Genomic DNA, 24,325 nt, shown 5'->3' with positions numbered 1-24,325 from the left:
ATCAAAAGTAGCGCTATGATGGTGAAAAAGCCCATTTGCATCAAGTATAAATAAGCAGTTTTTTTGATTTTTTATGTATTTTCCGATGGTGAAAAATAAAACGGGGGGAACAATGGAATGGTAAGGGCAATCTGTTTCGATTTTGACGGAACGCTGGTGGATTCAGAACATCTGCATTATGCCGCATGGCAGGCAGAATTACAGCCATTCGGATGCTCTCTGACGAAAAAACACTATATGGCCACGTTTTCCGGTGTTTCTACCTTTGCTACGGCGGAAATATTGATCCGCGACTACCAGTTACCCATCGCGACCGAGCAACTCATGAAGCAGAAAACGGCACGTTTTCTCACGTTGTTGCAAACCGAGTTGCCTGTGCCCATGCCCGGTGCCGAGGCTTTGTTAAAGGATATACAACAAACAGAACTGGCAGTGGCACTGGTAACAGGTTCTTATCGGCGGGAAATCATGCCGGTGCTGGAAAATCTGGGCTGGCAAGGCTATTTCTCTACCATCATTACCCGCGATGATGTACAGCACGCCAAACCGCATCCCGAACCTTATTTGACGGCGCTTGCGCGTCTGAATGTGGCAGCAGCGGCGTGTTTTGCGCTGGAAGATTCAGCAACCGGCATTCAGAGTGCGCACGATGCCGGGCTGACAGTACTGGCGGTGACGACGGAACATACCACCCTGCCAGCCGATAGCGGTTACAGCCTGCTTTTTCATTCGTTACCAGAGGTGGGGGAATATGTCGGAAAACTGGTGTCGTCCCGCGACAATCAATGATGCAGCGGTATTATCCGGCTTGCTGGTGCAGTTGGGCTATCCGGATACTGCACCCTTTATAACCGCTAAACTCGCAGCCATCGGTACTGATCCTGCGGCCAGATGCTGGGTTGCAGGGTATGACGAGCGGGTGCTCGGTTTCTTATCGTTGCATATCCTTCCGCAAATCGCCTTGCCGGGCGATTTTGCCCGTATCAGTTATTTCTGCATTGATGAAATAGCCAGAGGTCGTGGTGTGGGGAAAACATTACTTGGACATGCGGAATTATATGCTCGCGAATTAGGCTGTGATCGCATGGAGGTGCATTGTCATCAGCGTCGGGTTGATGCGCATCGCTTTTATGTGCGTGAAGGATTTGCAGAATCACCCAAATATTTCATTAAAATGTTGTAAACCCTGCTAAAAAACGAGTATTAAATTCATACCATAACCAAGAAAACTGGGGGAGTCAGGGATGTTAAATAAACAGGTCAATTTTATCGTCGATAATCAGGGCAATCGTGTTGCGGCCGTGGTACCGATCGATATCTTTGATGATTTAATGACATTACAAAAAGCCTTAATGAGCAGTAAGCCGGGGGAACGGGAGCTTTATCGTTTTCTGGTTAAAGATGCCGAGGCGAGCGGCTATCCGGTGGGGCAGCGTTATAAACCGGGTTTTATGATCACGCAGGGCTCGACAGCCACACTGGAACAGGCCGGTTCTTTACGTCAGGCGGTGATTGATCTGCGGAATAATTTATTGGTGAAAGGGGTGTTGGTGCGCACCAAAGACAACTATCTTTTTACTGATGACTATCTGTTTAACAGCCCGAGTTTGGCGGCCAGTCTGGTGGCTGGAAATAACCGGAGTGGTCTGGATGCCTGGAGCAATGATTCAGGTTTTACCTTGAAGCAATCAGGTTATGGGAAAAAATAATATTTGACCTATGTAGCTCATCAGACCGGTTTTTTACTGACCCGACAAAGTCGTGATGTCGGTGCTCAGGTTCAGGTGGAATACTGGCTGGCTACCGCCGAGGGGCCGGTTCGATTGTTGTTGGAAGATGAGCCTCCCAGTTTTTACTTGTTGCTGAAAGATAAAGAACGAGCGTTAACACTATTTCGACAACATCAGTTGCATGGGCGACTACGTACCACGTCATTACAAACCTTCCATCAGGATAAGCTCCTGAATTGCTGCTTTGCTACCCTGGCTGTTTATCATCGCGCCATTGAATTATTACACCTGCATCAGATTGAAATTTACGAAAGTGATTTGCGCTTTGCCGATGTCTGCCTGATGAATCGCTTTATCACCGCGGGGATGCGTTTCAGTGGGCAATACCGGCAACGAGCCGGTTATCGTGAAGTGAAGGTGACCGCGCTGGAGCCTGCGGAAATTGTACCTGCCTTTCGGGTGTTATCGCTGGATCTGGAATGTGCCATGAGTGGTGAACTCTATTCGGTCGCCTTGTTGCTGCGGGAACCGGATGGGCGAGAGCTCTCTCAGGTGATCATGGTCGGCGCCTCGCAACCTTCCGACATGAATATCGAATGGGTACAGGATGAGTTTGCGCTATTGTTGGCACTGGAGCGCTGGTTTTTGCGGCATGATCCCGATCTGATCATCGGCTGGAATGTCGTCAATTTCGATTTTCGTTTGCTGTTGCGTCGTGCTGAATTTCACAAACATCCACTGCGCTGGGGACGCGGCCAAAGTCTGATGCGCTGGCGGCCATCTCGGATCGACGATCAACAGGGGCAGCTCCTGTTGCCCGGTCGCATGGTGCTGGATGGCATAGACGCGTTGAAATCAGCCACGTTCCGTTTTGATCGCTATGGCTTGGAATCGGTTGCGCAAGCGCTGTTGGGGCGGGGCAAGGCGATCCATGATCCCGACGATCGGGTTGCGGAAATTACCCGGCTGTTTCACCATGACAAACTGGCACTGGCCCATTACAACCTTGAAGATTGTCGGCTGGTGCTGGAGATTTTTGATAAATGCCACCTGATTCCTTTTTTGTGCTTACGCAGCCAGTTGACCGGGTTGGAGTTAGATCGATACGGCGGTTCCGTGGCCGCATTTACCCATCTTTATCTACCTCGTTTGCATCAGGCTGGCTATATCGCTCCGAATCTGCCGCACGGCGCAATAGCGACGTCACCTGGCGGTTATGTCATGAATTCCCTGCCGGGTTTTTATCACGATGTGCTGGTGCTTGATTTTAAAAGTCTGTATCCCAGCATTATTCGGACATTCCATGTTGATCCGCTGGCATTGGTAACCGGGTTGCAAGAGCCGGAAGCAGAGACGATCCCCGGTTATATCGGTGGGCGTTTTTCCCGACGGCATCACATCCTGCCTGGTTTGATTGACCATCTATGGCAAGCTCGGGAACAGGCCAAAAACGAACGCGATCAGGCCAGATCACAGGCCATTAAAATTCTGATGAATGCCTTTTATGGGGTGATGGGGTCGGTTGGATGTCGTTTTTTTGATCCCCGATTGGCATCGGGTATTACGATGCGTGGCCATTGGATCATGCAGGAGACCCGGCAGTTTATTGAATCGCATGGCTATACCGTGATTTATGGCGACACCGATTCCACCTTTGTCTGGCTGAAAAATCATGTGACCCCGGAGCAGGCACAACAGATAGGCAAGCAACTGGTTGAACAGATCAATCAATGGTGGAAGATGCGCCTAAAGCAGGAATTACAGATCGACTCTTGTCTGGAATTGCAGTTTGAACGCCATTATCACCGTTTCCTGATGCCGACTTTGCGGGGCACTGAGCTGGGAAGTAAAAAACGTTATGCCGGACTTTGTCATGAAAACGGTGAAGACAAACTGATCTTCAAGGGAATGGAGACAGTGCGCTCTGATTGGACGGAACTGGCCAAAACCTTCCAGACGGGATTATACGAGCGCATATTCATGGAGCAGGATCCGCGCGCATTTATTCGGGAAACCATCGAGAAAACACAACGGGGCGAACTGGACGAATGTCTGGTTTACCGCAAACGGTTACGTCGCAAACTCGACGATTACGACAAAACACAACCACCGCATGTCAGAGCAGCCCGTCTCGCGGATCAAATTCGGCAGCAACGTGGGTTGCCGCCGCGTTATCAGCATCGGGGCTGGATTGAGTATGTCATCACGACCCAAGGCCCGGAACCGGTGGCGTATCGGCAACATCCGCTCGATTATCAACATTATATTGAAAAACAACTCAAGCCGGTGGCCGAGGCCATCCTGCCGCATATCAACCTGCAGTTCGATCAAATTGTTGACACTCAACTTTCTCTGTTCTGAAAAAGTTTCATTTGTAGGTTTATTGTTATTGCACTGTTTCTATTCTGTAATGGCATATTTTTTGATGAACCTTATTCACCGATAAAGTGCGTTTACCTCACAAAAACACTTTATTTTGCGAGGATAATCATTACACTGAATCTTAGTAATAATGATTCTCAATAACTGGTGGTTAGGTATGTTACTGTCTGAATTAACACCGGGACAAACAGCCCGCATAGTGAGTCTGGCGCAACTGGAACCTGCTGTAAGGCGGAAATTGATGGCGATGGGGGTGTTACCTTCGTCGGAAATTCGATTTATCCGTCAGGCACCGATGGGTGATCCGTTACAAATTGCCACATCCAGCATCACGCTTTCGATTCAGACAGCCTTAGCCCGCTTGATAGAGGTGCATGCCGTATGAGTCATCATGTTGTCACTGTTGGTAATCCCAATAGCGGGAAAACATCCCTGTTTAATGCGCTCACCGGGGCCAATCAGCAAGTCGGTAACTGGAGTGGAGTGACCGTCGATAAAAAGACCGGCCAATTCCAGTTTAAAGACGATGCCTATGAACTGGTCGATCTGCCGGGTATCTATGCATTGGAAAGCCGCGATAGTTCGATAGATGAACAGATTGCCTTTCGCTATGTGATGAACAATAAACCGGATTTGGTGATCAACGTGGTTGATGCCAGCAGTCTGGAACGTTCGTTATTGCTGACGTTGCAATTGCGCGAGTTAGGGTTACCGGTGCTGGTGGTGTTGAACAAATATGATGTGCTGAAACGTCGTAACCAGTCGATCGATACCGCCACATTGAGCGAAAAACTGCGGTGTCCGGTAGTCGCATTATCGGCGTATAACCGCAAAGAAGTGCTCTCGTTTAAGGCCTCGTTACCAGCATTGATGGCAAAGGCTCAAGCGACGCAACCACTGACACTGACATATAACGATGAGATTGATTCGTTGGTCGGTCACATTGCTGGGCAGCTTGCGCATACACATTTGTCGGCACGGGGCTGTGCCTTGCGCCTGCTGGAGCAGGATCCGGTGGTGACAGAGTCGATGTCAGCGCAACTTTCTGACAAGACATCACAGCAAATCATGCAATTACAGCATATGCAGGATCTGGATCTGGCGCTCGCCGATACCCGTTTCAGTTATGTGTACCATGAGTGTCGCCCGGCATTACATCAGCATGGAAAATTGAGCCAAAAACGCAGTGAACAACTGGATAATCTGCTGCTGAATCGTTGGTTAGGTTTGCCGTTTTTCCTGGGCATGATGTATCTGATGTTTCTGTTTGCCATCAATCTCGGCAGTGCGTTCATTGATTTCTTTGACATTCTCGTTGGCGGTATCTTTGTTGAAGGCTCGCGGGTCTTGTTTGAACATATCGGCTTACCCGAATGGCTGATCGCCTTGCTATCTGACGGGTTTGGCAATGGTATCCGTACCGTCGCCACGTTTATTCCTGTCATCGGCTTCCTTTATATGTTTCTGGCGGCGCTGGAAGCCTCCGGTTATCTGGCTCGGGCGGCGTTTGTGGTCGATCGGTTAATGCGCTATCTCGGGTTGCCCGGTAAAGCGTTTGTACCGATGTTGATGGGGTTTGGCTGTTCCGTACCGGCATTCATGGCAACACGCACCCTGAATACCGAACGTGAACGCATGCTGACGAATGCCATGGCGCCGTTTATGTCTTGTGGTGCCCGTTTACCGGTATATGCCTTATTTGCGGTCGCATTCTTCCCTGATTCAGGTCAGAACATCGTTTTCGCACTCTATCTGTTCGGCATTCTGGCGGCGATATTGACCGGGTTGTTGTTGCGAAACACCATTCTGCCGGGAAAAAGTGAATCAACGATCATGGAAATGCCAGACTATGAATTACCGCGTCTGAACTATATCTTTCTGAAAACCTGGCAAAAACTGAAGATTTTCATTCTCGGGGCTGGAAAGGTCATCGTGTTGCTGGTTGCGGTACTGAGTGTCTTTAACTCTATGGGTATTGATGGTTCATTCGGCAATCAAAATAATGGCAAATCACTGTTGGCGGTGGCTGCACAAAAGGTCACCCCGATCTTGTCACCACTTGGTATTCAGCAAGACAACTGGCAGGCAACAGTCGGGATCATCACCGGGATTTTTGCCAAAGAAGCCGTCGTTGGTACATTGAATACGCTTTATCAGGCGCAGACGGCTGGAAACACACTGTCTGGCAGCTTTAATTTATGGGCTAAGTTCTCTGAAGCAGCAGCAACCATTCCGGCAAATCTGGCCAACATCAATGTGAAAGATCCGGTGGGTCTGGATATCGGCGATGTGAAAGATCAGCAGGCAGAAGCGGCGACGCAATCGGTGGATGTCTCGACTTATGCCAATATGCAGCAACATTTCGCCGGTATGGCGGGTGCCTTTGCCTATCTGTTATTCATCTTGCTGTATATGCCTTGTTCTGCGGCAATGGGCGCGTTAGTCCGTGAATCAGGACGTAACTGGGCTCTCTTTGTTGCGATGTGGTGCAACCTGTTGGCCTTTGCTGTTTCCACGCTCTATTTTCAGATAGCGACGTTTAGCAATCACCCGACCACCAGCTTGTTCTGGGTTGCGTTCTACATCGGTGGTTTCCTGCTACTGACGTTCGGCTTACGACGTCGGGGCGATATTCTGCTGAATAAGAGGGTATTGATATGATCCTGCGTGAAATTGCCGCCTGTTTGCAGCAAAAACAACGTATGACCGGGCGTGAACTCGCCCGTCAGTTTCATACTTCTGAAGATGCTATGGACGCCATGATTGGGGTTTGGATGCGCAAAGGGCGGGTTCGTAAAATAACTGCTGCGGGTTGTAAAGGCTCTTGTTGTGGGCAGCGGAGTGAAATCTTCTATGAATGGCAACCGGAAGGGTTAATCGGTTTTATTCAGAAGAATTGATACATCCATACGCCCGGCAGTAGTGCTGGGCGCATTGCTTTGAGACGCCTATAATGTTGTTTCTGATCCAGCCATGAGGTGTCATCGATGTTATCCCTCGTTATTATTTCCGATATTCACGGTTGTGCTCCCGCATTAGAAAAAGTGCTCTCGCAGACAGCATCATTTTCTCCGGATTATTATCTGCTATTGGGTGATATTCTGAACCATGGGCCCCGTAATCCTGTGCCGCAAGGGTATGCACCACCGCAAGTGGCTGAATTATTGAATTCCGTTCGTGAAAAGATAATTGCAGTAAGAGGGAACTGCGACTGTGAAGTCGACCAGATGTTATTGCAGTTTCCTTGTCTGGCACCTCATAACCAATTATTGCTGGATGATCGCCGCTGGTTCATGACACATGGTCATGTCTATGAAACGAATACATTACCGTTGGCGACGGGTGATATTTTGTTGAGCGGACATACACACCTTGCTGGGATCGAACACGATGCGAGCGGCATTTATCACATAAACCCCGGTTCTATCACCTTCCCGCGTAATGGTGCTGAAGCCAGTTATGCGGTGTATCGGCAGCATGAATTAACCATTATGGGTTTGGATACGCAACAAATCCTGGCCAGACAGCATTTTCCTCTCAATATATAACTATCGCTGAGAGTGTTTCTGAGTTTCTATGAAACATTGTGATTTAGTTACATATCTGTTTACATGGTTTTTGTAATGTAAATCACTTTTTTTCGTCCATTATTTAAGGAGAATTAAAAAACTTATTTTAAATAAATGTAACTTTATTTGTTACATTGCGTGGAGCTGTCATGTTAGCCGAAGAATATTATCGTCCATTGTTACATTTTACTCCGGTATTTGGCTGGCTTAATGACCCGAATGGACTGGTTTACAAAGACGGCGAATATCATCTTTTTTATCAGTATTACCCCTGCGATAGCGTTTGGGGGCCGATGCACTGGGGGCATGCGGTCAGCCATAATTTATTGTCATGGACACATCTGCCGATCGCGTTGGCACCCGACGAATTAGGGATGTGTTTTTCCGGTACCGCAGCGGTTGATCGCGGTGATAAATCAGGTTTGTTTGGCGGTAAAGATGGTCTGCTGGCGTATTACACCATTGCCGCTGAAAAAATGCCGGAGGATATCGATTTCCCACAAAGTCAGGGCTTGGCATATAGTTCCGACAACGGGCGTCACTGGACGAAATACCGAGGTAATCCGGTATTGCCGAATCCTGGGTTACAGGATTTTCGTGATCCCAAAGTGTTCTGGCATGAACCGACACAACGCTGGATCATGGTTGTCACGCTGGGCCAGCAGGTCGGTATCTATCGCTCGACAGATGCGAAACAGTGGCAATTCAGTTCCTCATTCGGATACGAACAGGGTGCCCATGACGAGCGCGCCTGGGAATGTCCTGATCTGTTTGAGATCAAGATAGATGGGCAGTCCGAAAGCCGCTGGATCTTGATCGTTGGTGTGCAGCGTCAGGCCTATGCGGGTGGTTCGGGGACACAATATTTCGTCGGTCAGTTCGATGGTAAGCATTTTGTAAATGAAAACAGCCCGGAAACGGTTCTCTGGCTGGATTACGGTCGGGATTTCTATGCCACCCAAACCTGGGCTGATATTCCACAGGCAGATGGACGTCGTATTGCCCTGAGCTGGATGAGTTGTTGGCCTTATGCGAACCATATTCCAACACAAAGCTGGCGTTCTACGATGAGCATGCCGCATGAATTAGTGCTGAAACAGACCGCGGATGGTTTGCGTTTGCATCATGCTTTTATTCGGGAACTCCAAACTACTTATAGCAACAGCCATCAATTCTCAGATCGGCACTATATGGCAGAAGCCACGGCACAATCCACGGCAGAAACCGCCTTATTTGAGATTGAATGGACTCACGCCCTTCGTTTAAAACTCAATATGACCTTAGCGGCTGATTCTACCGTGGTCCTGACACCGTTACAGGGTGTGCGATTTGAACTATCGGCGTTGAATGATGAGCTTAAGTTACGTTGTTTACGCCAGGGGGCAAGTGGCGACGAGGCTTATGACCAGCATTTTCCACATGATTATTCGCTGGCTTTAGGTGCCAATCGTTCGATTGATCTGGATCTGTTATTAGACCGTTGCTCCGTGGAGCTGTTACTCGATCATGGCCTCTATTCCGTGACAAATCTGGCTTTCCCGGAGCAGGGCCCTGAGCAAACATTGAGTCTGCATATGACAGCCGGTTCGATGGTGGCGAATGCTGAATGGCATGAGTTGCACCAGCCCGAGCAACATGACTGAAACCGACTGCATTGTTTTAGAGAAAATGGAAAAGAGATGACCACAATAAGAGATGTTGCTCAATTAGCCGGGGTGTCCATTGCTACCATTTCCCGCGTATTGAATAATTCTGACAAGGTGTCACCGGATACGGCGAAACATGTCCGTGCCGTGATCAACGAGCTGGGTTACGTTTATAGCCCGCCTTTGAGTACTCGGCGATCCGCAGCTGATCGCCAACAGCTTTTTGCTATCATTTTGCCGACACTGGCCAACCCTTATTTTTCCGAATTACTGGATATTGTGGAACAAGAGGCGCAATTCCTTGGCCGGGCGTTACTGGTCTTTAATTCCAGAGGTGATGCACAACGCGAACTGGCATTACTCAATGCCTGCAAGCAGTACAAAATTGATGGGTTGTTTATCGTTCCTTGCTCGCGCAACACCGCACATCTGACCAGTACCGAGCGCCAGCCCTTTCCGGTCGTTGTCTTAACCAAACTGGTGTCAGAAATGACCAGTGTCGCGGTTGATCACATCGAAGGGGGGGCGCAGGTTGCCGAACATCTGGTGAGTATGGGGCACACGGCCATCGGCTATATTGGGGCTACCGATGAAACTGAGCAGAAGTTTCTCGGGTTTAGAGATACGTTGATGACCTTGGGGGTGCCGCTAGCTACAGAGAACATCATCCAGACCCCCGCATTGACAGCAGGTGAAATCGCCGAACGCTTTAAAGAATATCTCGACGCTCATCCGTCACTACCTTTCTCTGCGATTTTTGCTTTCAATGATGTGGCCGCTCAGCAAGTGATTGAGGTGTTGTATCAGCGTGGTTATAAGATCCCGGAGCAGGTTCAGGTTGTCGGATTTGATAATACCTTGTTGGCGCAAGTCATGAATATCAGTAGTGTGGCACAGCCCATGCGTGAAATCGGGCGATTGGGTTGTCAGGAAATGATCCGTCTGATTTCAGATAAAGAGCGAGATACCCGTCACCTGACATTGTCTCCGCGACTGGTGTTGCGCAATAGTTCAGTCAAAGTAAATATGCGTCGTTTCTAAACAGGGAAGGCATCTAAACGTAACGGACGTTTCAGCAGTGATGCGACATGGGGCTGCTGTTCGTTATCGGTACGGTAAGCGAGATAAATCGGGCGTACTAACGCCGGAACCTCTGCTACAAGGTGTAATTTTTCGTTTTCCAGATACTGCGAGATCAGGAGCTGGGGCAGGTAGGTGACACCACCGTGTTTGAGCAGATGTTGCAGTGCCTGCTGGATGGAACCTGTTTGCAAGGCGGGTATTCTGTTCTGCAATTCAACGGGGATCAGGGATGGGACTGTGTTGCTACTCCAATCAAGCCAGGGCTGATTAGCCAACACATCCGCTGTCAGACCCGGCGTTCGGCTGACCAGATTTAAGTGAATTTCACTGACCTGACTCACCGTGATTTCATCAATTTTGCTGGGTTCAGTCAGTACGGCCAAATCGAGCGAACGTTCCAATAGCTGACGGCAAAGCTGTTCACGATTGCCGGTTTCTAATCGCATCGCTCCCTGTGGCTGTTCGCTGAACCAATCATCCAGCCAGCATTGCAGACCCATTTCCCAGCAGGCCTGTGGCGCGCCCACGGCCAACTGATGCGGCATAGCATCGTCACCAATGAGTGCTTGTTTAGCGCGACCTAACGTTTGCAGGATGGTCTCTGCATAGGGTAAAAGATGCTCACCTGACTGGGTTAGCTGAATATTATTGCGATGACGGGCAAAAAGACTGACCCCCAGCTGTTGTTCCAGCTGGCGGATCCGAAAACTCACCGCCGATTGTGTGAGATACAGATTCTCGGCGGCGCGTCCGAAGTGACGGGTTTTGCTGACCTCAATAAAGGTGCGCAGCAGATCCGTGTCCATTACTCCAGTGGCTCTTCTACCGACTCGAAGCTGCCTTCGTCTCCGGTTGAAGTGCACAGACGGTGTACACGGCGAGGGCCGATCACTTTGATATATTTCAGCCATACTTTAGCAAACGGGTTACCGGCAGCATCACCTGCTTTTACGCGTTCCACAAAAGCGACTTCCACATCATCTTTTGGCTCTCTTTTGCCTTGGTACAGTTCCATCATGGCATGTCCATGGCGTTCCAGCAGATCGCTTTCACCCACGGTAAAGTTACCGCTGCGGCGGATACCGCGAGGAAAGTGCTGCAGATCATTAAAACGTTTTTCTGATTCAAAGCTCATGGCGTATGAGTACCTCTGTTATTCCATTGCGGGGAAGTATGTTCAGCATCGCGCATACTTAAAAATCGAGTTTTTTTTCTTAAAGATAAATTTTTTTTATCAATCGATTTAGTACTACAGAAGTGTATTTTTCTTGTACTAATTGATAGTTAAGAATTATCGGATGCCGGTAACATAATGCGCTGTAATAGATCGCTTTCATGCAGTGCCCGTTTGACTAAAGCGTATCCCCCCATGGTACCTTGCCCTTGAAAACGGGCTTTTTCCAAGCGTAGCTCATGATTAAAATTTGGTAATGACTGACGCTGAATTTGTTGTTGCAAAGCAGGAAATAGCACACTGGCACTTTGAACAACTTCACCTGCCAACAGAATTTTTTCAGGGTTAAACAGATTGACCAGCATTGCCAGCACGCGTCCCAGATGATTACCGGTTTGACGTATGATTTGTACAGCGACCGGATCACCTTCCTGCGCGGCTTTGCAGATAATATCAATCGATAAATTGTCGCTGGTCAGTCCGCTTGGATGTCCGCGGGTTAACAGGGCTTTGGTTTGAGCAACAATAGACTTGTTGGAGACCAGAGTTTCCAGGCAGCCAAAGTTTCCGCAATGACATTGATCGCCAAACGGATCAATTTGAATGTGGCCGATTTCCCCGACGTTACGGTTTTTACCAAGCAGAAGTTGACCATTACTGATGATGCCAGCCCCGGCACCATGATGAATACTCACCAGAATGAAATCCTGACAGCCCTGCGCATTACCCAGATAATACTCAGCCAATGCTAACGCCCGAGTATCGTTGCCAATGTAGATGGGTAAATCAGTGACAGACTGTAAGTGCCGCGCCAGCTCCAGATTTTCGATCTGATGATTAGGCGAATACAACACAGTGCCAGTTTGGGGATCGACCAGTCCAGCCATTGTAATGGCAACCGCAATAAATCGTTGTCCGGGCTTAACCGATTTCAACTTTTGCTGAATAGCTTGTGTGAGTGAAGCGATAATACCTTCAGCATCATGTTGGATCAGCGGGCTGACAATATGCTGATGCATGGTGCCGGAAAGATCCATCACGCTGCATTGCAATTCTTCCCGACCCAGCCGACACGAGATGAATAAAAAGGAACTTTGTTCGGTCGTCAGCGAGATCGCCGGACGCCCGCCGGTAGAGGCTTGTTGTGCCACCTCTTTGATCAGGCCGTTTTCCAGTAACTGACGGGTAATATTTGTCACACTGGCGGGTGCCAGTGCGCTGATTTGGGCGATATCGACACGGGAGATCGGGCCTTGGGTATCGATCAACCGATACACTAATGCTGCATTTACCTGCTTCAGCAGTTCATGATTCGCAACCCGTTCTCCGCGTGTGCTCATATGACATCCTTTGTCCAGTGACCACCAACCATGGTATCAACAATTTGATAGTTTTTATCAAATCGGGCCAGATTTGCAATCAATCCTGGTTGTATTGCCCCTAATTTATCATCCACTCCGATTGCGCGGGCAGGGTAGAGCGTTGCCATTCTGACCGCTTCATCTAACGATATTCCGGCATGTTCAACCAATAGCTGAATGCCTTCGATCATGGTCAGCGCTGATCCGCCCAGAGTTCCGTTGGCATCTTCACAACGCCCATTGCGAAGAAAAATCTCGGCACCGCAGAAATCAAATTTGTCAAAACCGGCAGGAGGCATTGCGGCCGCAGTGGCATCGGTGACCAGACAGAGCCGTTCGCCCATGACTTTTTTAGCCAGACGGACATTGGCCCAGTGCACATGAAAACCATCAGCCACAAGACCGGTATAGACGTCTTGCCGATCATAAATGGCCCCGACGATGCCTGGTATCCGGCCATTTTCTGTGGCGGTCATGGCATTGTAGAGATGCGTAGCAAAGCGAATGCCGGCATCAAATCCTGCCATTGCCTGCTCATAGGTGGCAGCCGAGTGACCGATACTGACGGTGATACCCGCATCAGCCAATTGGCGTATATGCTCGGCCTGATTGAGTTCTGGAGCTAGGGTGATTTTTTTCAGCCAAGGCGATTGAGAACATAAATAATGGATCATCGCCTCAGAAGGCTGACGCAACTGCTCTTTGGGATGAATACCACGGCGTTTGGGGTTGGTATATGGCCCTTCCAGATGCATACCCAATACTTGGTATTGGTGTTGTTGCATAAACGCTTGCGTCGCGGTTAATGCCTGTTCAATGGTTTGATCACTGTCGCTGATCAAGGTAGGCAGAAAACTGGTTGTGCCTGAGCGCAGATTGGTGCGCTGCATGTGTGTCAACGTGGCGACGTCCGGGGTGTCATTAAACATCACACCACCACAACCGTTCAGTTGCAAATCAATGAAACCAGGGCAGAGGATATGCCCTTGCATATCCTGTCGTGGCAGCTCAGCCGGAAGTTCTGTCTGTGGTAACAGCGCGACCACTTTTCCTTCGGCCACGACAACGGCCGTATCCGTGAGCCGTTGATAACCAGTCAGGAGTACACTGTTACAAAGCGCGTACATGCTTATCTCCTTAAAACTTTGATAATTCAGGTGCTTCTAACTGCTGGAAGTAACGCAGTGTTTTGACTTTCAGCTCCATGGTTGCGGGTTCATCGCAGACAATAATACTGCGGGGATGCAACTGCAGGGCTGAGATGGTCCATAAATGATTCACACTCCCTTCAACGCCGGCTTGCACAGCTAATGCCTTATTGTGGCCAGTCGCGAGGATCAGCACTTCTTCCGCATCCAGCAATGTACCGACACCAACGGTCAGCGCCATCTTAGGCACTTGATTTATGTCATCTTCAAAGAAGCGGGCATTATCCATCAATGTTTCTTGCGTCAGCGTCTTGATCCGGGTGCGAGAGCTTAATGATGAGGCGGGCTCATTAAAAGCGATATGTCCATCACTGCCAACCCCCCCGAAAAACAGTTTGATACCGCCTGTTGCCTTGATCTTGGCTTCATAGGCCGCACATTCTGCCAGCAGATCGGTGGCGGTACCATCCAGAATGTTGATGTTTTCTTTCGGTATATCGACATGATTAAAGAAGTTATCAAACATGAAACGGTGATAGCTTTGCGGATGTTCGGCATGCAAGCCAACATATTCATCCATATTGAACGTGATCACATTGGCAAAGCTAACTTCACCTTGCTGGTATAGCTTGATTAACTGCTTGTAAGTTTCAAGCGGTGTTCCACCGGTTGGCAAACCTAACACGAAAGGACGATCACTTGTTGGCGCAAATTGCTTGATGCGTTCAACAATATAACGGGCAGACCATAATCCAACTTGGGTTTTATCTTTTAACGGCAGCATACGCATTGTGTGTTTCTCCATTGACGTCTCATTACTTATTTTTAATTGTGAATAAACATCCGGTTTATTGCAATTGAGTTGTATATTTTTTTTGCAAATATGAGCTTTGTGTGGCATAAATCACAGAACTTAGTTTATAGGATGAACTAAGATGATTGTGGGGCTGCACAAATGCACTTATGGAGAGGAATACATGAACATTTTGGGTTATACGCAAAAACTCGGTAAAGCAATTATGCTGCCGATAGCCATTCTGCCGGTTGCAGCAATTCTGCTGCGTCTCGGTCAGGCGGATATGCTGAATATCTCTTTTATGGCTCAGGCTGGGGGCGCAATTTTTGGTCAATTACCGTTATTATTTGGTATCGGTATCGCAATCGGTTTATCAAAAGATGATGCGGGCGCGGCGGGTTTAGCCGGGGCTGCGGGTTATCTGGTGCTGACTGAAGCAGCCAAGACAATCAACGCAGACATTAACATGTCGTTTTTCGGTGGCATCGTGGCGGGGATTGTAGCCGGGCATGTCTATAACCGTTTCCATGCAACCAACTTACCTGCATATCTGGCATTCTTTGGTGGTAAACGACTGGTTCCTATCATGACTGGATTGATCTGTCTGATTCTGGCAGGGGTGAGTGGCGTGGTCTGGCCGGTCATTCAGCATGGTATCGATGCTTTTGGTCATGCTGTTGCAAATTCAGGCGCATTGGGTGAGTTTACCTACGGTTTACTGAACCGAGCCCTGATTCCGGTCGGGTTGCATCATGTCGTGAATTCGATCTTCTGGTTTGGTCTGGGTGAATGCACCAAGGTCACGTATGACGTTGCTGGTGCATTACACAATATTTGTCTGGCACCCGATGTTGTCAAAACCTTGTCGGTTGGCGGTGTTGTTCCTGGTGTCGATGGCGGTGTTATCAAAGAAATTGCCGCGCAGGCTGCTCGTGGTGACCTGAATCGCTTCTTTGCGGGGGATCATACAGCGGGTGTATTCATGACTGGTTTCTTCCCAATCATGATGTTCGGTTTGCCTGCTGCTGCGCTGGCTATGTATCTGGCTGCGCCGAAAAATCGCCGTGCTCAGGTTGGTGGTTTGCTATTATCTGTGGCATTAACCGCGTTCCTGACCGGGGTAACTGAACCGCTGGAATTCATGTTCATGTTCCTGGCTCCGGTACTGTATGCAGCACACGCTGTATTGACCGGCTTATCACTGGTGGTGACTAACTATCTGGGCGTACTCGATGGTTTTGGTTTCTCGGCGGGTTTGTTTGACTTTGTGATCAACTGGGGGCTGGCAACTAAACCGGCTTTATTACTGGTGATTGGTTTAGTGTTTGGTGGTATTTACTTCACCGTGTTTTATACCGCTATTAAATGGTTCGACCTGAAAACCCCTGGTCGTGAAACCGATAATGATGATGTTCAAATCGTTAGAGGTGCCTCTAAAGATATGCAGGCGTTAGCCAACAACTATCTGGTGGCTCTGGGTGGTGAAGAAAATCTGACCCAAATTGATGCTTGTATCACACGTCTACGCTTGTCAGTACGGGATATGAAACAGGTTGATGACAAGGCATTAAAAGCTTTGGGTGCCAGTGGCGTCGTGAAATTAAATGCTACTAACCTGCAGGTAGTGCTTGGTCCGCAAGCCGAAATTGTTGCCGGCGCGATGAAAGCGGCCATTGCCGGCTAAGTTAAACACGCATTATCCAACCACTGCCAAGATACCGGCAGTGGTTTTTTTATGGCTGAAATTTGAGTTTTTGCATAATACTTAAACGATGTGAATCAGCTTTTTGAGCTTAAGGTGCTGATTTGGCAAATACCTATTGAGCGTAGTGTCATAAATATGGATGATACTCGGTTAACGCATACAAAAGATAATCACTATCCGAGGTGAATGATGACTCAAATGGAGCATCGACCAACCAATTTTATCCGTCAGATCATTGATGAAGATCTGGCCAGTGGTAAACATACGTCTATTGCCACTCGTTTTCCGCCTGAACCCAATGGTTATTTACATATTGGTCACGCAAAATCTATCTGCCTGAACTTTGGTATTGCAAACGACTATCAGGGAACCTGTAACCTGCGTTTTGACGACACCAACCCGGCAAAGGAAGAAGTGGAATATGTCGAATCTATCCAACGCGATGTGCAATGGTTAGGTTTTCAATGGAATGGTGAAGTTCGTTACTCCTCGGATTATTTTGACCAATTGCACGCATACGCCGTTGAATTGATCAATAAAGGTCTGGCTTATGTGGATGAACTGAGCCCGGAGCAGATCCGTGAATACCGTGGCACATTAACCCAGCCAGGCAAAAACAGCCCATTCCGTGATCGTTCAGTGGAAGAGAACCTGACACTGTTTGAAAAAATGAAAAACGGTGGCTTCAAAGAAGGTGAAGCCTGTCTGCGTGCAAAAATCGACATGGCTTCTTCTTTCATGGTGATGCGAGATCCGGTTATTTATCGTATCAAGTTTGCAGAACATCATCAGACTGGTAACAAGTGGTGCATCTATCCGATGTATGACTTTACCCATTGCATCTCTGACGCATTAGAAGGTATTACGCATTCTATCTGTACGCTGGAATTCCAGGATAACCGCCGCTTGTATGACTGGGTACTGGATAACATCACGATCCCTTGCCACCCGCGTCAATACGAATTTAGCCGTCTGAATCTTGAATATGCCATCATGTCCAAGCGTAAGCTGAATTTGCTGGTGACAGAAGGCATCGTTGAGGGATGGGATGACCCTCGTATGCCGACCGTTTCTGGTTTGCGTCGCCGCGGTTATACGCCAGAAGCCATTCGCGAATTCTGCCATCGTATCGGTGTGACCAAGCAAGACAACACGGTGGAGATGAGTGCGCTGGAATCTTGTATTCGTGAAGATCTGAATGAACGTGCCCCACGTGCTATGGCGGTATTAGATCCGCTGCGTGTGGTGCTGGAAAATATGCCGGAAGGTCATTTCGAAGAAATTTCCATTATCAATCATCCGAACAAACCAGAAATGGGTTCACGTCTGGTACCGTTCAGCCGTGAAATTTTCATCGATCGTGCTGATTTTCGTGAAGAGGCCAACAAGCAATATAAACGTCTGGTGATGGGCAAAGAGGTGCGTCTGCGCCATGCCTATATCATCAAGGCGGAGCGTGTGGAAAAAGATGCCGAAGGCAACATTATCACGCTGTATTGTTCTGTTGACTGCGATACGCTCGGTAAAGACCCCGCGGATGGTCGCAAGGTCAAAGGCGTGATTCACTGGGTTTCAGCAGCACATGCACTGGATGCGGAAGTTCGGATGTATGACCGTCTCTTTGCGGTTGCCAATCCGGGTGCCGCTGAAGACTTCCTCAGCACTATCAATCCGCAATCACTGCGTATTGTGGAACATGCGAAGCTGGAACCATCGTTGCAAAATGCACAACCGGAATTTGCCTATCAGTTTGAACGAGAAGGTTATTTCTGTGCTGACAGCAAATTGTCTTCATCAGACAAGCTGGTGTTCAATCTGACTGTTGCCTTACGTGATACCTGGGTGGGTTAAACCACACCCGGTCACCAATAAAAAACCGCCTGAACTGAGGGCGGTTTTTTTATGGAGCATTAGTAATGAGGGGGCGGGGTTTCTTCGCTCTGACTTGCAATCTGGCTCACCACCATTTCTTTCATGCGGTTAATGATTAAACCCATTTGATGACGTAATTTATCCAGATCCTGCTGCTGCAAAGCCAGCGCCTGATTCAATTGTTCGATAGTATCATCTTGAAATGCCTGACGACTTTCCAGTTGTTCGATACGGGCATTTAGTTCGTTTATCTGCTGTAACATTGTTTCACTCATCTTCGGTTGTCTGACGCATTATAGGCCTTATCATTTTTCTCACAATTCCCTTTATTTGCCTGTTGTTCAATTAAAACTGGCGGTAGTATAAGGCGCTTGCCTAGATAGCCTCTCGTTAATTAGAACTGAGAGCCGGATTTGTTCTCTTGGAGAAAATAATGAAAAAAATGATCAAGATGTCTTTGTTGGCGGTTGCAGTGACAGTGTCTCTGACTGCATGTCAGAAAGATGAACCCAAAGCACCTGTCGCCGATAAAGTTGAGCTGAAAACTTTTGAACAGCAATCAGCTTATGCGATTGGTCTGTCTATGGGTCGTTACATCAATTCGACACTTTCTCGTCAGCAAGATCTGGGTATCAAGCTGGATAATGAAATGATCATGAACGGTGTGAAAGATGGTCTGGCTAAAAAAGCGCAAATGAGCGATGCAGACATTGAAAAAGCACTGAAAACTTATGACCAGAAAATTAACGAAGCTGCTACCAAAAAAGCAGAAGCTGATGCGAAATCCAGCTTAGAAAATGGCAAGAAATATTTGGAAGAAAACGCTAAAAAACCAGGCGTGACTGTGACCAAATCAGGTCTGCAATATGAAGTCCTGAAAATGGGTACTGGTGAAAAACCAAAAGCAACAGATGAAGTTCGTGTTCACTATGTTGGTACTCTGATTAACGGCACCAAATTCGATAGCTCTTATGATCGTAAAGAGCCTGCTGAATTCCCTCTGGATCGAGTTATTCCAGGTTGGACTGAAGGTGTTCAATTAATGCCTGTTGGTTCTAAATTCAAATTTACTCTGCCACCTTCACTGGCTTACGGTGAACAAGGTGCAGGTTCTATTCCGCCAAATTCTGTTCTGGTTTTTGAAGTGGAATTACTGGATATCGTGAAAGATAAAGCGAAGCCAGCCGCAGAAGCCGCGCCAGCAGAAGCTAAAAAATAATAACTGATGCTGATGCCACCGCTAGTGTGGCATCAGCATGTACTCATATAAATGCAGTTGCATTGCCGTTGTTATCTCTGTTTCAACCTTCTTCATCCCAACCCGCACCAATAATGAAATAGAGGCGATATTCGCCGGATGAACACGGGCCCTGATCGGTTGCTGTGGGTGCTGTATTTGCCAATGCTTGAGCACTTTAATGAGCGCTTCTGTCATGATCCCTTGTCGCCAGTGATCCGGGTGCAGCCAATAGCTCAGTTCACACTCATTGTTTTTTTGAGGTTGTAAGGTGATCATTCCTATCGGTTTTTCAGTTTGTCTGTCACGCAGCGCATAACAACAGCCCTGACCAGAGTGATGTTGTTTTTGTTGTGTGAGTATCCAGCGCAATAGTTGTGTTTCAGAGCTCGGCATCTGACAGCTAAGGCTGGCGTTGGCAAATAAGGGGTGACTGATAATGGCACTGATCCAGCTCATGTCTTGCAACACAATCGGATGCAAATCGAGCCGGGGAGTGGATAACGGTGGCATCATTGACATAACTGATTGATACTGACAGAGAAGGAATAATAACCCGTATTCAGGATCGGAGGTGCACTATGTTTATTATTTCCCTGACCTATAAAGTCGAGATCGCCAAGATTGAAGAATATATGGATGCACACAAAGCCTATCTGCAGGCTCAGTATGATGCAGGTCATTTCATCGCCTCTGGACGCAAGGTACCGCGAACAGGGGGGATTATTTTGGCACGTTCTGAAAGTTTGGAAACACTGGAACCTATTTTGGCCGCAGATCCGTTTCATTTGCACAAACTGGCTGATTATGAAATTACAGAGTTTATGCCCACTATGGTGAGTGATGACTTCCGCAGTTTACTTGGGGTCTGAATACTGACGTGCTGCTCCGTTTGCTTCGGAGCAGCACAATCATCGTCAAGGACGGAACGAAGATTCCGCTTGTTGTAACGTCTGATAATCGCCTAAAACCGGCAACTTCAGCAGATAGCGCCGCAACATATCCTGTGCAGCAAAGGCAATGATCCGGCGCTGTAATGTGACATCCAGCGTGCGCACATACAAGGTTTGCGCCCAACCGTGTAAACCATCCCATAATGCAATCGGATAGCGTTGCTCTTTCGCGGTACCAATAGCGAGTGTGAGCCGGGAGTGGTGTTGAATATGCTGCAATAACTCATCAGCATGTTCCGGCAGATGGGAATGGTAATCAGCACATAATTGCGGAATTACCGGTGCTAATTCCGTCAGCAATTCGCCGCAAGTGCTCCCCTCTAAAATCTCCAGTGGTGACGAGTCTAATAAATCAGCCAGACGTTGCGGCATGTCCAGATAGTCTGAGGCCACCATATAAGGCGAGATCACTGAAAGTAACTGTTTTTCCGCCAGGTCAAAATCAGCATCAGCATGTTGACTGATCAGTTTCATTTCAATGATGGGCATAGAAGAGCGATAACCCAGCTCGATATGTGCTGGCCAGGTTAGAGGATCAAGCATATCACTGAGAGATGACTCAGAAATACCAAAGGTAAAGTAACGGCGAACCACCGCTGAACCGACAGGGTATAGCGTGTGCAAATCAGGGATGATTTGCTCATTCACCATTTTTTTGAACTCGTTCGGGACACCAGGGGTGAAATAGCAAAGTGCATTATTGATTTTGAGCTTAAAGCCGCAAGCGGTACCTATCGGATTATCTACAACCGTTGCCCCCTGCGGTAACATCGCTTGTTTCCGATTGCTGGCAGGCATTGCCCGGCCACGGTGGGAGAATTTTTGTTCCATATTGGCTAGCCAGTCATTGTTCAGCTCCAGAGGAACTGCTGCGACCTGAGCAACCGCATCCGTTGTTTTATCATCGGAGGTTGGGCCTAAGCCACCATTAAAGATAATGACATCGGCAATGAGACTGCGCTCATGCAATACTTGAGTTAAGTCATCCATCCGGTCGCCGACGGTTTGACGACGGCGAACCTGCCAGCCATGTTCTAATAGCTGCAGGCTTAACCATGAGGCGTTGGTATCAACAGTAAAACCAGTTAAAACTTCATCTCCGGTCGTAATTATTTCAATAATCATTTGGGTACCAATTAGTTTGATTAAGCATATTCTGCTAAAAATCAGCTACCATTGGCCCCATTTGAAGAGTCGAAGAAGTAACTGATACGAGTTCGCGGACTGAGATAATCAAAGATTTCCTGCGGCAATCGAGAGGGTAATAATACTCGCTTGATGCTTAGATTCATATTTTCCAAATCAATTATTGCCGCTTCATTACGCGGAACTGCAGGATCATAGACCTGCACGGCGGGGTAGAGCAGACGTTGACTGTTGACTGACATGACTAATCCAACCTGTCCATTGGATAACTCGACCACGCTACCGGGCGGGTAGATCCCCAAGTGTTTTATCAGCAAGCCAATGTAATCTTTATTCAATTGTTTGGTTTTATGTTTGAACATAAATGACAACACCGTATGAGGTGTTGCTGCCGCTTTGCCGCCCATTTGTGGATGACACAAGGAGTCATATTCATCAATGACCGACATCAGTTGCGTCAGGTCATCTAACTGGGAGGCTTTCAACCCTTCAGGATAACCGGAACCGTCAAGTCGTTCATGATGCTTTAGAATCATGCCTTTGGCCTGCGTCGGGAATTCCTGTGCCAGATCTAACAACGCCAGACTATAACGCGGATGCAGTTTATACAGGTTTTCTTCTGGCTTGGTTAGCGGTTCGGTTTTTCGCAAGATCTGAGACGGTATCTTGATCTTACCAATATCATGGAAAATCGCAGCCATTCCCAGTAGTTTTATCTCTTCTTCCGATTTACCACACTGCTTGGCCAATAACATCGACAACATGGCGACGTTGAGCGAATGGTAATAAAGGCTTTCACCTTCCGGGGAATCAGACATGAGGTGCAGTACCATCTGATCGGCCTGCATCATTTGTTTTGTGATGTCATCTACCAGCTCATGTGCTTCACGAATAGCATTGAGCGGGCGGGTTTGCAGCTTGTTGATCAATGCGCGCATTTGTGCCAGCGAACGATTAAACGATTGTTCTGTGCGCTGCAGACTACGGCGATATTCTTTGAGTTTCTCAATTCGCTCTGCTTTTTCGCTCTGCATTTTTTCTTGCAGCGAAGAGATTTCATCATTTAAGTCGATATCACTTTGCGGTAATTCAAGAATTTCTGCAGGTTTCGGCGGGGCTTCTGATTTTTCAGGAATAATAAAAACAAATTTTAAACCGAGTTGGCGGATTAATTGAATTTGCTCTTCTTTTTTCAACAGGAAGCTGGAAAGCAGGAACGGGTGATCACGCCAACTTAAAGGCAGCTTAATATAGTTTCCGATTTGTAAACGATCGACGGATATACGTAATTCTGCCATAACGTCATATAACACATAAAACTTAACCTAGGTTACTGAATGGTAGCAGCTATAAAAAGCATTTGTTAGTTCCTGTTTCACTAAAATCAGTTCCTGTGATTCCTTCAGAATATTTTCAACCTATGATCGTTGTTATTTTAACCAACGTAATTCTCAGTAGAGCGATCAGAAGGGGTTCTTGGTGACAGGTCTTTCTGGATGGTGTAGATTTCTGGATGTCCAGACGTTTTTACTGATAGATGTGGGAGCAAGTCATGCCAATCAAAATTCCCGACCAATTACCTGCCGCCGGTGTTCTGACAGAAGAAAATATTTTCGTCATGACCGACAGTCGTGCAGCGCATCAGGATATCCGACCACTGAAAGTGCTGTTGTTGAACCTGATGCCAAAAAAAATTGAAACGGAAATTCAATTGATGCGCATGCTTTCCAATTCACCATTGCAGGTGATTGTTGATTTATTACGTATTGATGACCGGGAATCAAAGAATACCCCGCGGATCCATGTTGAAACTTTCTATCAGGATTTTGATCAGATTAAAGACAATAAATATGATGGATTGATCATTACAGGGGCCCCATTAGGGTTGGTACAGTTCAAGGATGTGGTGTATTGGGATACGCTGATCAAGATCATTGAGTGGTCTAAGAAGAATGTAACCTCCACACTGTTTCTTTGTTGGGCGGCACAAGCTGCGCTCAAGGTGTTGTATGGATTGGAAAAACAAACCCGCGATGTAAAATTATCCGGTGTTTATTATCATCGGAAGCTGGAACAACAAGATCCGCTGGTGCGTGGGTTTGATGATGTTTTTCTGGCCCCACATTCCCGTTACGCTTCTTTTGATGGCGATTTCATCCGCGCTAATACAGATTTGCGAATTTTTGCTGAATCCGATGTTGCAGGAGTGTATCTGGCTGCGAGCGAAGACTGCCGGCAGGTGTTTGTCACCGGGCATCCGGAATACGATGCGGAAACATTGCATAACGAATATCACCGAGATCTGACGGCGGGGCTCGACCCGAACATTCCGGCCAATTATTATCCCAATAATGATCCGGCTAATCCGCCATACCATAGCTGGCGTAGCCACGGACATCTGTTATTCTCTAACTGGCTCAACTATTACGTTTATCAGTTGACCCCCTATGATTTAAATACACTGGTTCAGGAGCGAAATGAGCCAAACTGGGAAATCTGAGTCGATTTTTCCAGTACCGTCGT

At 47.7% G+C, this 24,325-nt stretch carries 24 protein-coding genes; 15 read left to right on the top strand and 9 right to left on the bottom strand.

Going from position 1 to position 24,325, the window contains the following annotated elements:
- Positions 1-117 precede the first annotated feature (117 nt).
- The 10 genes from H027_RS0102875 to H027_RS0102830 all read left to right on the top strand — a co-directional run bounded on the left by H027_RS0102875 (position 118) and on the right by H027_RS0102830 (position 10,368).
- Entirely contained in the window at positions 118-789 is a 672-nt protein-coding gene (locus H027_RS0102875) for an HAD family hydrolase (protein ID WP_024871030.1), read from the top strand.
- Complete coding sequence (locus H027_RS0102870; RefSeq protein WP_024871029.1) at positions 752-1,183, top strand: GNAT family N-acetyltransferase; 432 nt, start codon at positions 752-754, stop codon at positions 1,181-1,183. The genes H027_RS0102875 and H027_RS0102870 overlap by 38 nt, the downstream gene beginning before the upstream one ends.
- A gap of 61 nt (positions 1,184-1,244) precedes the next feature.
- Positions 1,245-1,709, top strand: coding sequence for a DUF4357 domain-containing protein (locus H027_RS0102865; RefSeq protein ID WP_024871028.1), 465 nt, complete (start codon positions 1,245-1,247; stop codon positions 1,707-1,709).
- Between the two features lie 3 nt (positions 1,710-1,712).
- Positions 1,713-4,091: a DNA polymerase II gene (locus H027_RS0102860; RefSeq protein WP_024871027.1), complete on the top strand. Its 2,379-nt coding sequence runs from the start codon at positions 1,713-1,715 to the stop codon at positions 4,089-4,091.
- Between the two features lie 178 nt (positions 4,092-4,269).
- Positions 4,270-4,497: a FeoA family protein gene (locus H027_RS0102855; protein WP_024871026.1), complete on the top strand. Its 228-nt coding sequence runs from the start codon at positions 4,270-4,272 to the stop codon at positions 4,495-4,497.
- Positions 4,494-6,773, top strand: coding sequence for a Fe(2+) transporter permease subunit FeoB (gene feoB / locus H027_RS0102850; protein ID WP_024871025.1), 2,280 nt, complete (start codon positions 4,494-4,496; stop codon positions 6,771-6,773). The genes H027_RS0102855 and feoB overlap by 4 nt, the downstream gene beginning before the upstream one ends.
- Entirely contained in the window at positions 6,770-7,012 is a 243-nt protein-coding gene (locus tag H027_RS0102845) for a FeoC-like transcriptional regulator (RefSeq protein WP_024871024.1), read from the top strand. Before feoB ends, H027_RS0102845 begins: the two co-directional genes overlap by 4 nt.
- Before the next feature lie 87 nt (positions 7,013-7,099).
- The gene (yfcE, locus tag H027_RS0102840; protein WP_024871023.1) at positions 7,100-7,660 is read left to right on the top strand and encodes a phosphodiesterase; all 561 of its coding nucleotides are present in this window, start codon (positions 7,100-7,102) and stop codon (positions 7,658-7,660) included.
- 170 nt (positions 7,661-7,830) lie between these two features.
- Entirely contained in the window at positions 7,831-9,324 is a 1,494-nt protein-coding gene (locus tag H027_RS0102835; RefSeq protein ID WP_024871022.1) for a glycoside hydrolase family 32 protein, read from the top strand.
- Positions 9,325-9,360: 36 nt separating this feature from the next.
- Positions 9,361-10,368 carry a LacI family DNA-binding transcriptional regulator gene (locus H027_RS0102830; protein WP_024871021.1) on the top strand — a complete coding sequence of 336 codons (1,008 nt, stop codon included), beginning with the start codon at positions 9,361-9,363 and terminating at the stop codon, positions 10,366-10,368.
- Here the strand turns inward: H027_RS0102830 and hdfR are convergent.
- From hdfR to nagB, 5 genes are all read right to left on the bottom strand, one after another.
- Positions 10,365-11,216, bottom strand: a complete 852-nt coding sequence (gene hdfR / locus H027_RS0102825; protein WP_024871020.1) for an HTH-type transcriptional regulator HdfR — start codon at positions 11,214-11,216, stop codon at positions 10,365-10,367. The two genes, H027_RS0102830 and hdfR, sit on opposite strands and share 4 nt — an antisense overlap.
- Complete coding sequence (locus H027_RS0102820) at positions 11,216-11,545, bottom strand: MaoP family protein (RefSeq protein WP_024871019.1); 330 nt, start codon at positions 11,543-11,545, stop codon at positions 11,216-11,218. Before H027_RS0102820 ends, hdfR begins: the two co-directional genes overlap by 1 nt.
- 149 nt (positions 11,546-11,694) lie before the next feature.
- The gene (locus H027_RS0102815) at positions 11,695-12,924 is read right to left on the bottom strand and encodes an ROK family protein (protein WP_024871018.1); all 1,230 of its coding nucleotides are present in this window, start codon (positions 12,922-12,924) and stop codon (positions 11,695-11,697) included.
- Positions 12,921-14,072: an N-acetylglucosamine-6-phosphate deacetylase gene (nagA, locus tag H027_RS0102810; protein ID WP_024871017.1), complete on the bottom strand. Its 1,152-nt coding sequence runs from the start codon at positions 14,070-14,072 to the stop codon at positions 12,921-12,923. The genes H027_RS0102815 and nagA overlap by 4 nt, the downstream gene beginning before the upstream one ends.
- A gap of 10 nt (positions 14,073-14,082) precedes the next feature.
- A complete protein-coding gene (nagB, locus tag H027_RS0102805) occupies positions 14,083-14,883 on the bottom strand; it encodes a glucosamine-6-phosphate deaminase (protein WP_024871016.1) in 801 nt (266 codons plus the stop codon).
- 187 nt (positions 14,884-15,070) lie between these two features.
- Here nagB and nagE point away from each other — a divergent pair, with 187 nt between their 5' ends.
- Together nagE and glnS are read left to right on the top strand one after the other, a co-directional pair.
- The gene (nagE, locus tag H027_RS0102800; RefSeq protein ID WP_024871015.1) at positions 15,071-16,573 is read left to right on the top strand and encodes an N-acetylglucosamine-specific PTS transporter subunit IIBC; all 1,503 of its coding nucleotides are present in this window, start codon (positions 15,071-15,073) and stop codon (positions 16,571-16,573) included.
- 210 nt (positions 16,574-16,783) lie between these two features.
- On the top strand, positions 16,784-18,445 hold the full coding sequence (gene glnS, locus H027_RS0102795) for a glutamine--tRNA ligase (protein ID WP_024871014.1): 1,662 nt from the start codon (positions 16,784-16,786) through the stop codon (positions 18,443-18,445).
- 59 nt (positions 18,446-18,504) lie between these two features.
- Here the strand turns inward: glnS and H027_RS0102790 are convergent, their stop codons facing one another.
- Positions 18,505-18,729: a SlyX family protein gene (locus H027_RS0102790; protein ID WP_024871013.1), complete on the bottom strand. Its 225-nt coding sequence runs from the start codon at positions 18,727-18,729 to the stop codon at positions 18,505-18,507.
- 170 nt (positions 18,730-18,899) lie between these two features.
- On the opposite strand from H027_RS0102790, the gene fkpA reads away from it, so the two are divergent.
- Complete coding sequence (gene fkpA, locus H027_RS0102785; protein ID WP_024871012.1) at positions 18,900-19,685, top strand: FKBP-type peptidyl-prolyl cis-trans isomerase; 786 nt, start codon at positions 18,900-18,902, stop codon at positions 19,683-19,685.
- 21 nt (positions 19,686-19,706) lie between these two features.
- Here the strand turns inward: fkpA and H027_RS0102780 are convergent, their stop codons facing one another.
- The gene (locus H027_RS0102780) at positions 19,707-20,225 is read right to left on the bottom strand and encodes a GNAT family N-acetyltransferase (RefSeq protein WP_081741358.1); all 519 of its coding nucleotides are present in this window, start codon (positions 20,223-20,225) and stop codon (positions 19,707-19,709) included.
- A gap of 59 nt (positions 20,226-20,284) precedes the next feature.
- Between H027_RS0102780 and H027_RS0102775 the strand changes: the two genes are divergently transcribed.
- On the top strand, positions 20,285-20,575 hold the full coding sequence (locus H027_RS0102775) for a YciI family protein (RefSeq protein ID WP_024871010.1): 291 nt from the start codon (positions 20,285-20,287) through the stop codon (positions 20,573-20,575).
- Positions 20,576-20,620: 45 nt separating this feature from the next.
- Here H027_RS0102775 and H027_RS0102770 read toward each other — a convergent pair whose 3' ends face one another.
- Together H027_RS0102770 and H027_RS0102765 are read right to left on the bottom strand one after the other, a co-directional pair.
- On the bottom strand, positions 20,621-21,781 hold the full coding sequence (locus H027_RS0102770) for a CinA family nicotinamide mononucleotide deamidase-related protein (protein ID WP_024871009.1): 1,161 nt from the start codon (positions 21,779-21,781) through the stop codon (positions 20,621-20,623).
- Between the two features lie 41 nt (positions 21,782-21,822).
- Positions 21,823-23,100 carry an HD-GYP domain-containing protein gene (locus H027_RS0102765; RefSeq protein ID WP_024871008.1) on the bottom strand — a complete coding sequence of 426 codons (1,278 nt, stop codon included), beginning with the start codon at positions 23,098-23,100 and terminating at the stop codon, positions 21,823-21,825.
- Between the two features lie 254 nt (positions 23,101-23,354).
- Between H027_RS0102765 and metA the strand changes: the two genes are divergently transcribed.
- The gene (gene metA, locus H027_RS0102760) at positions 23,355-24,302 is read left to right on the top strand and encodes a homoserine O-acetyltransferase MetA (protein ID WP_024871007.1); all 948 of its coding nucleotides are present in this window, start codon (positions 23,355-23,357) and stop codon (positions 24,300-24,302) included.
- Positions 24,303-24,325 lie beyond the last annotated feature (23 nt).

The sequence above is a fragment of the Tolumonas lignilytica genome (assembly GCF_000527035.1).
Classification (GTDB): Bacteria; Pseudomonadota; Gammaproteobacteria; order Enterobacterales; family Aeromonadaceae; genus Tolumonas; species Tolumonas lignilytica.
This window is presented reverse-complemented; position numbering and strand designations above follow the sequence as displayed.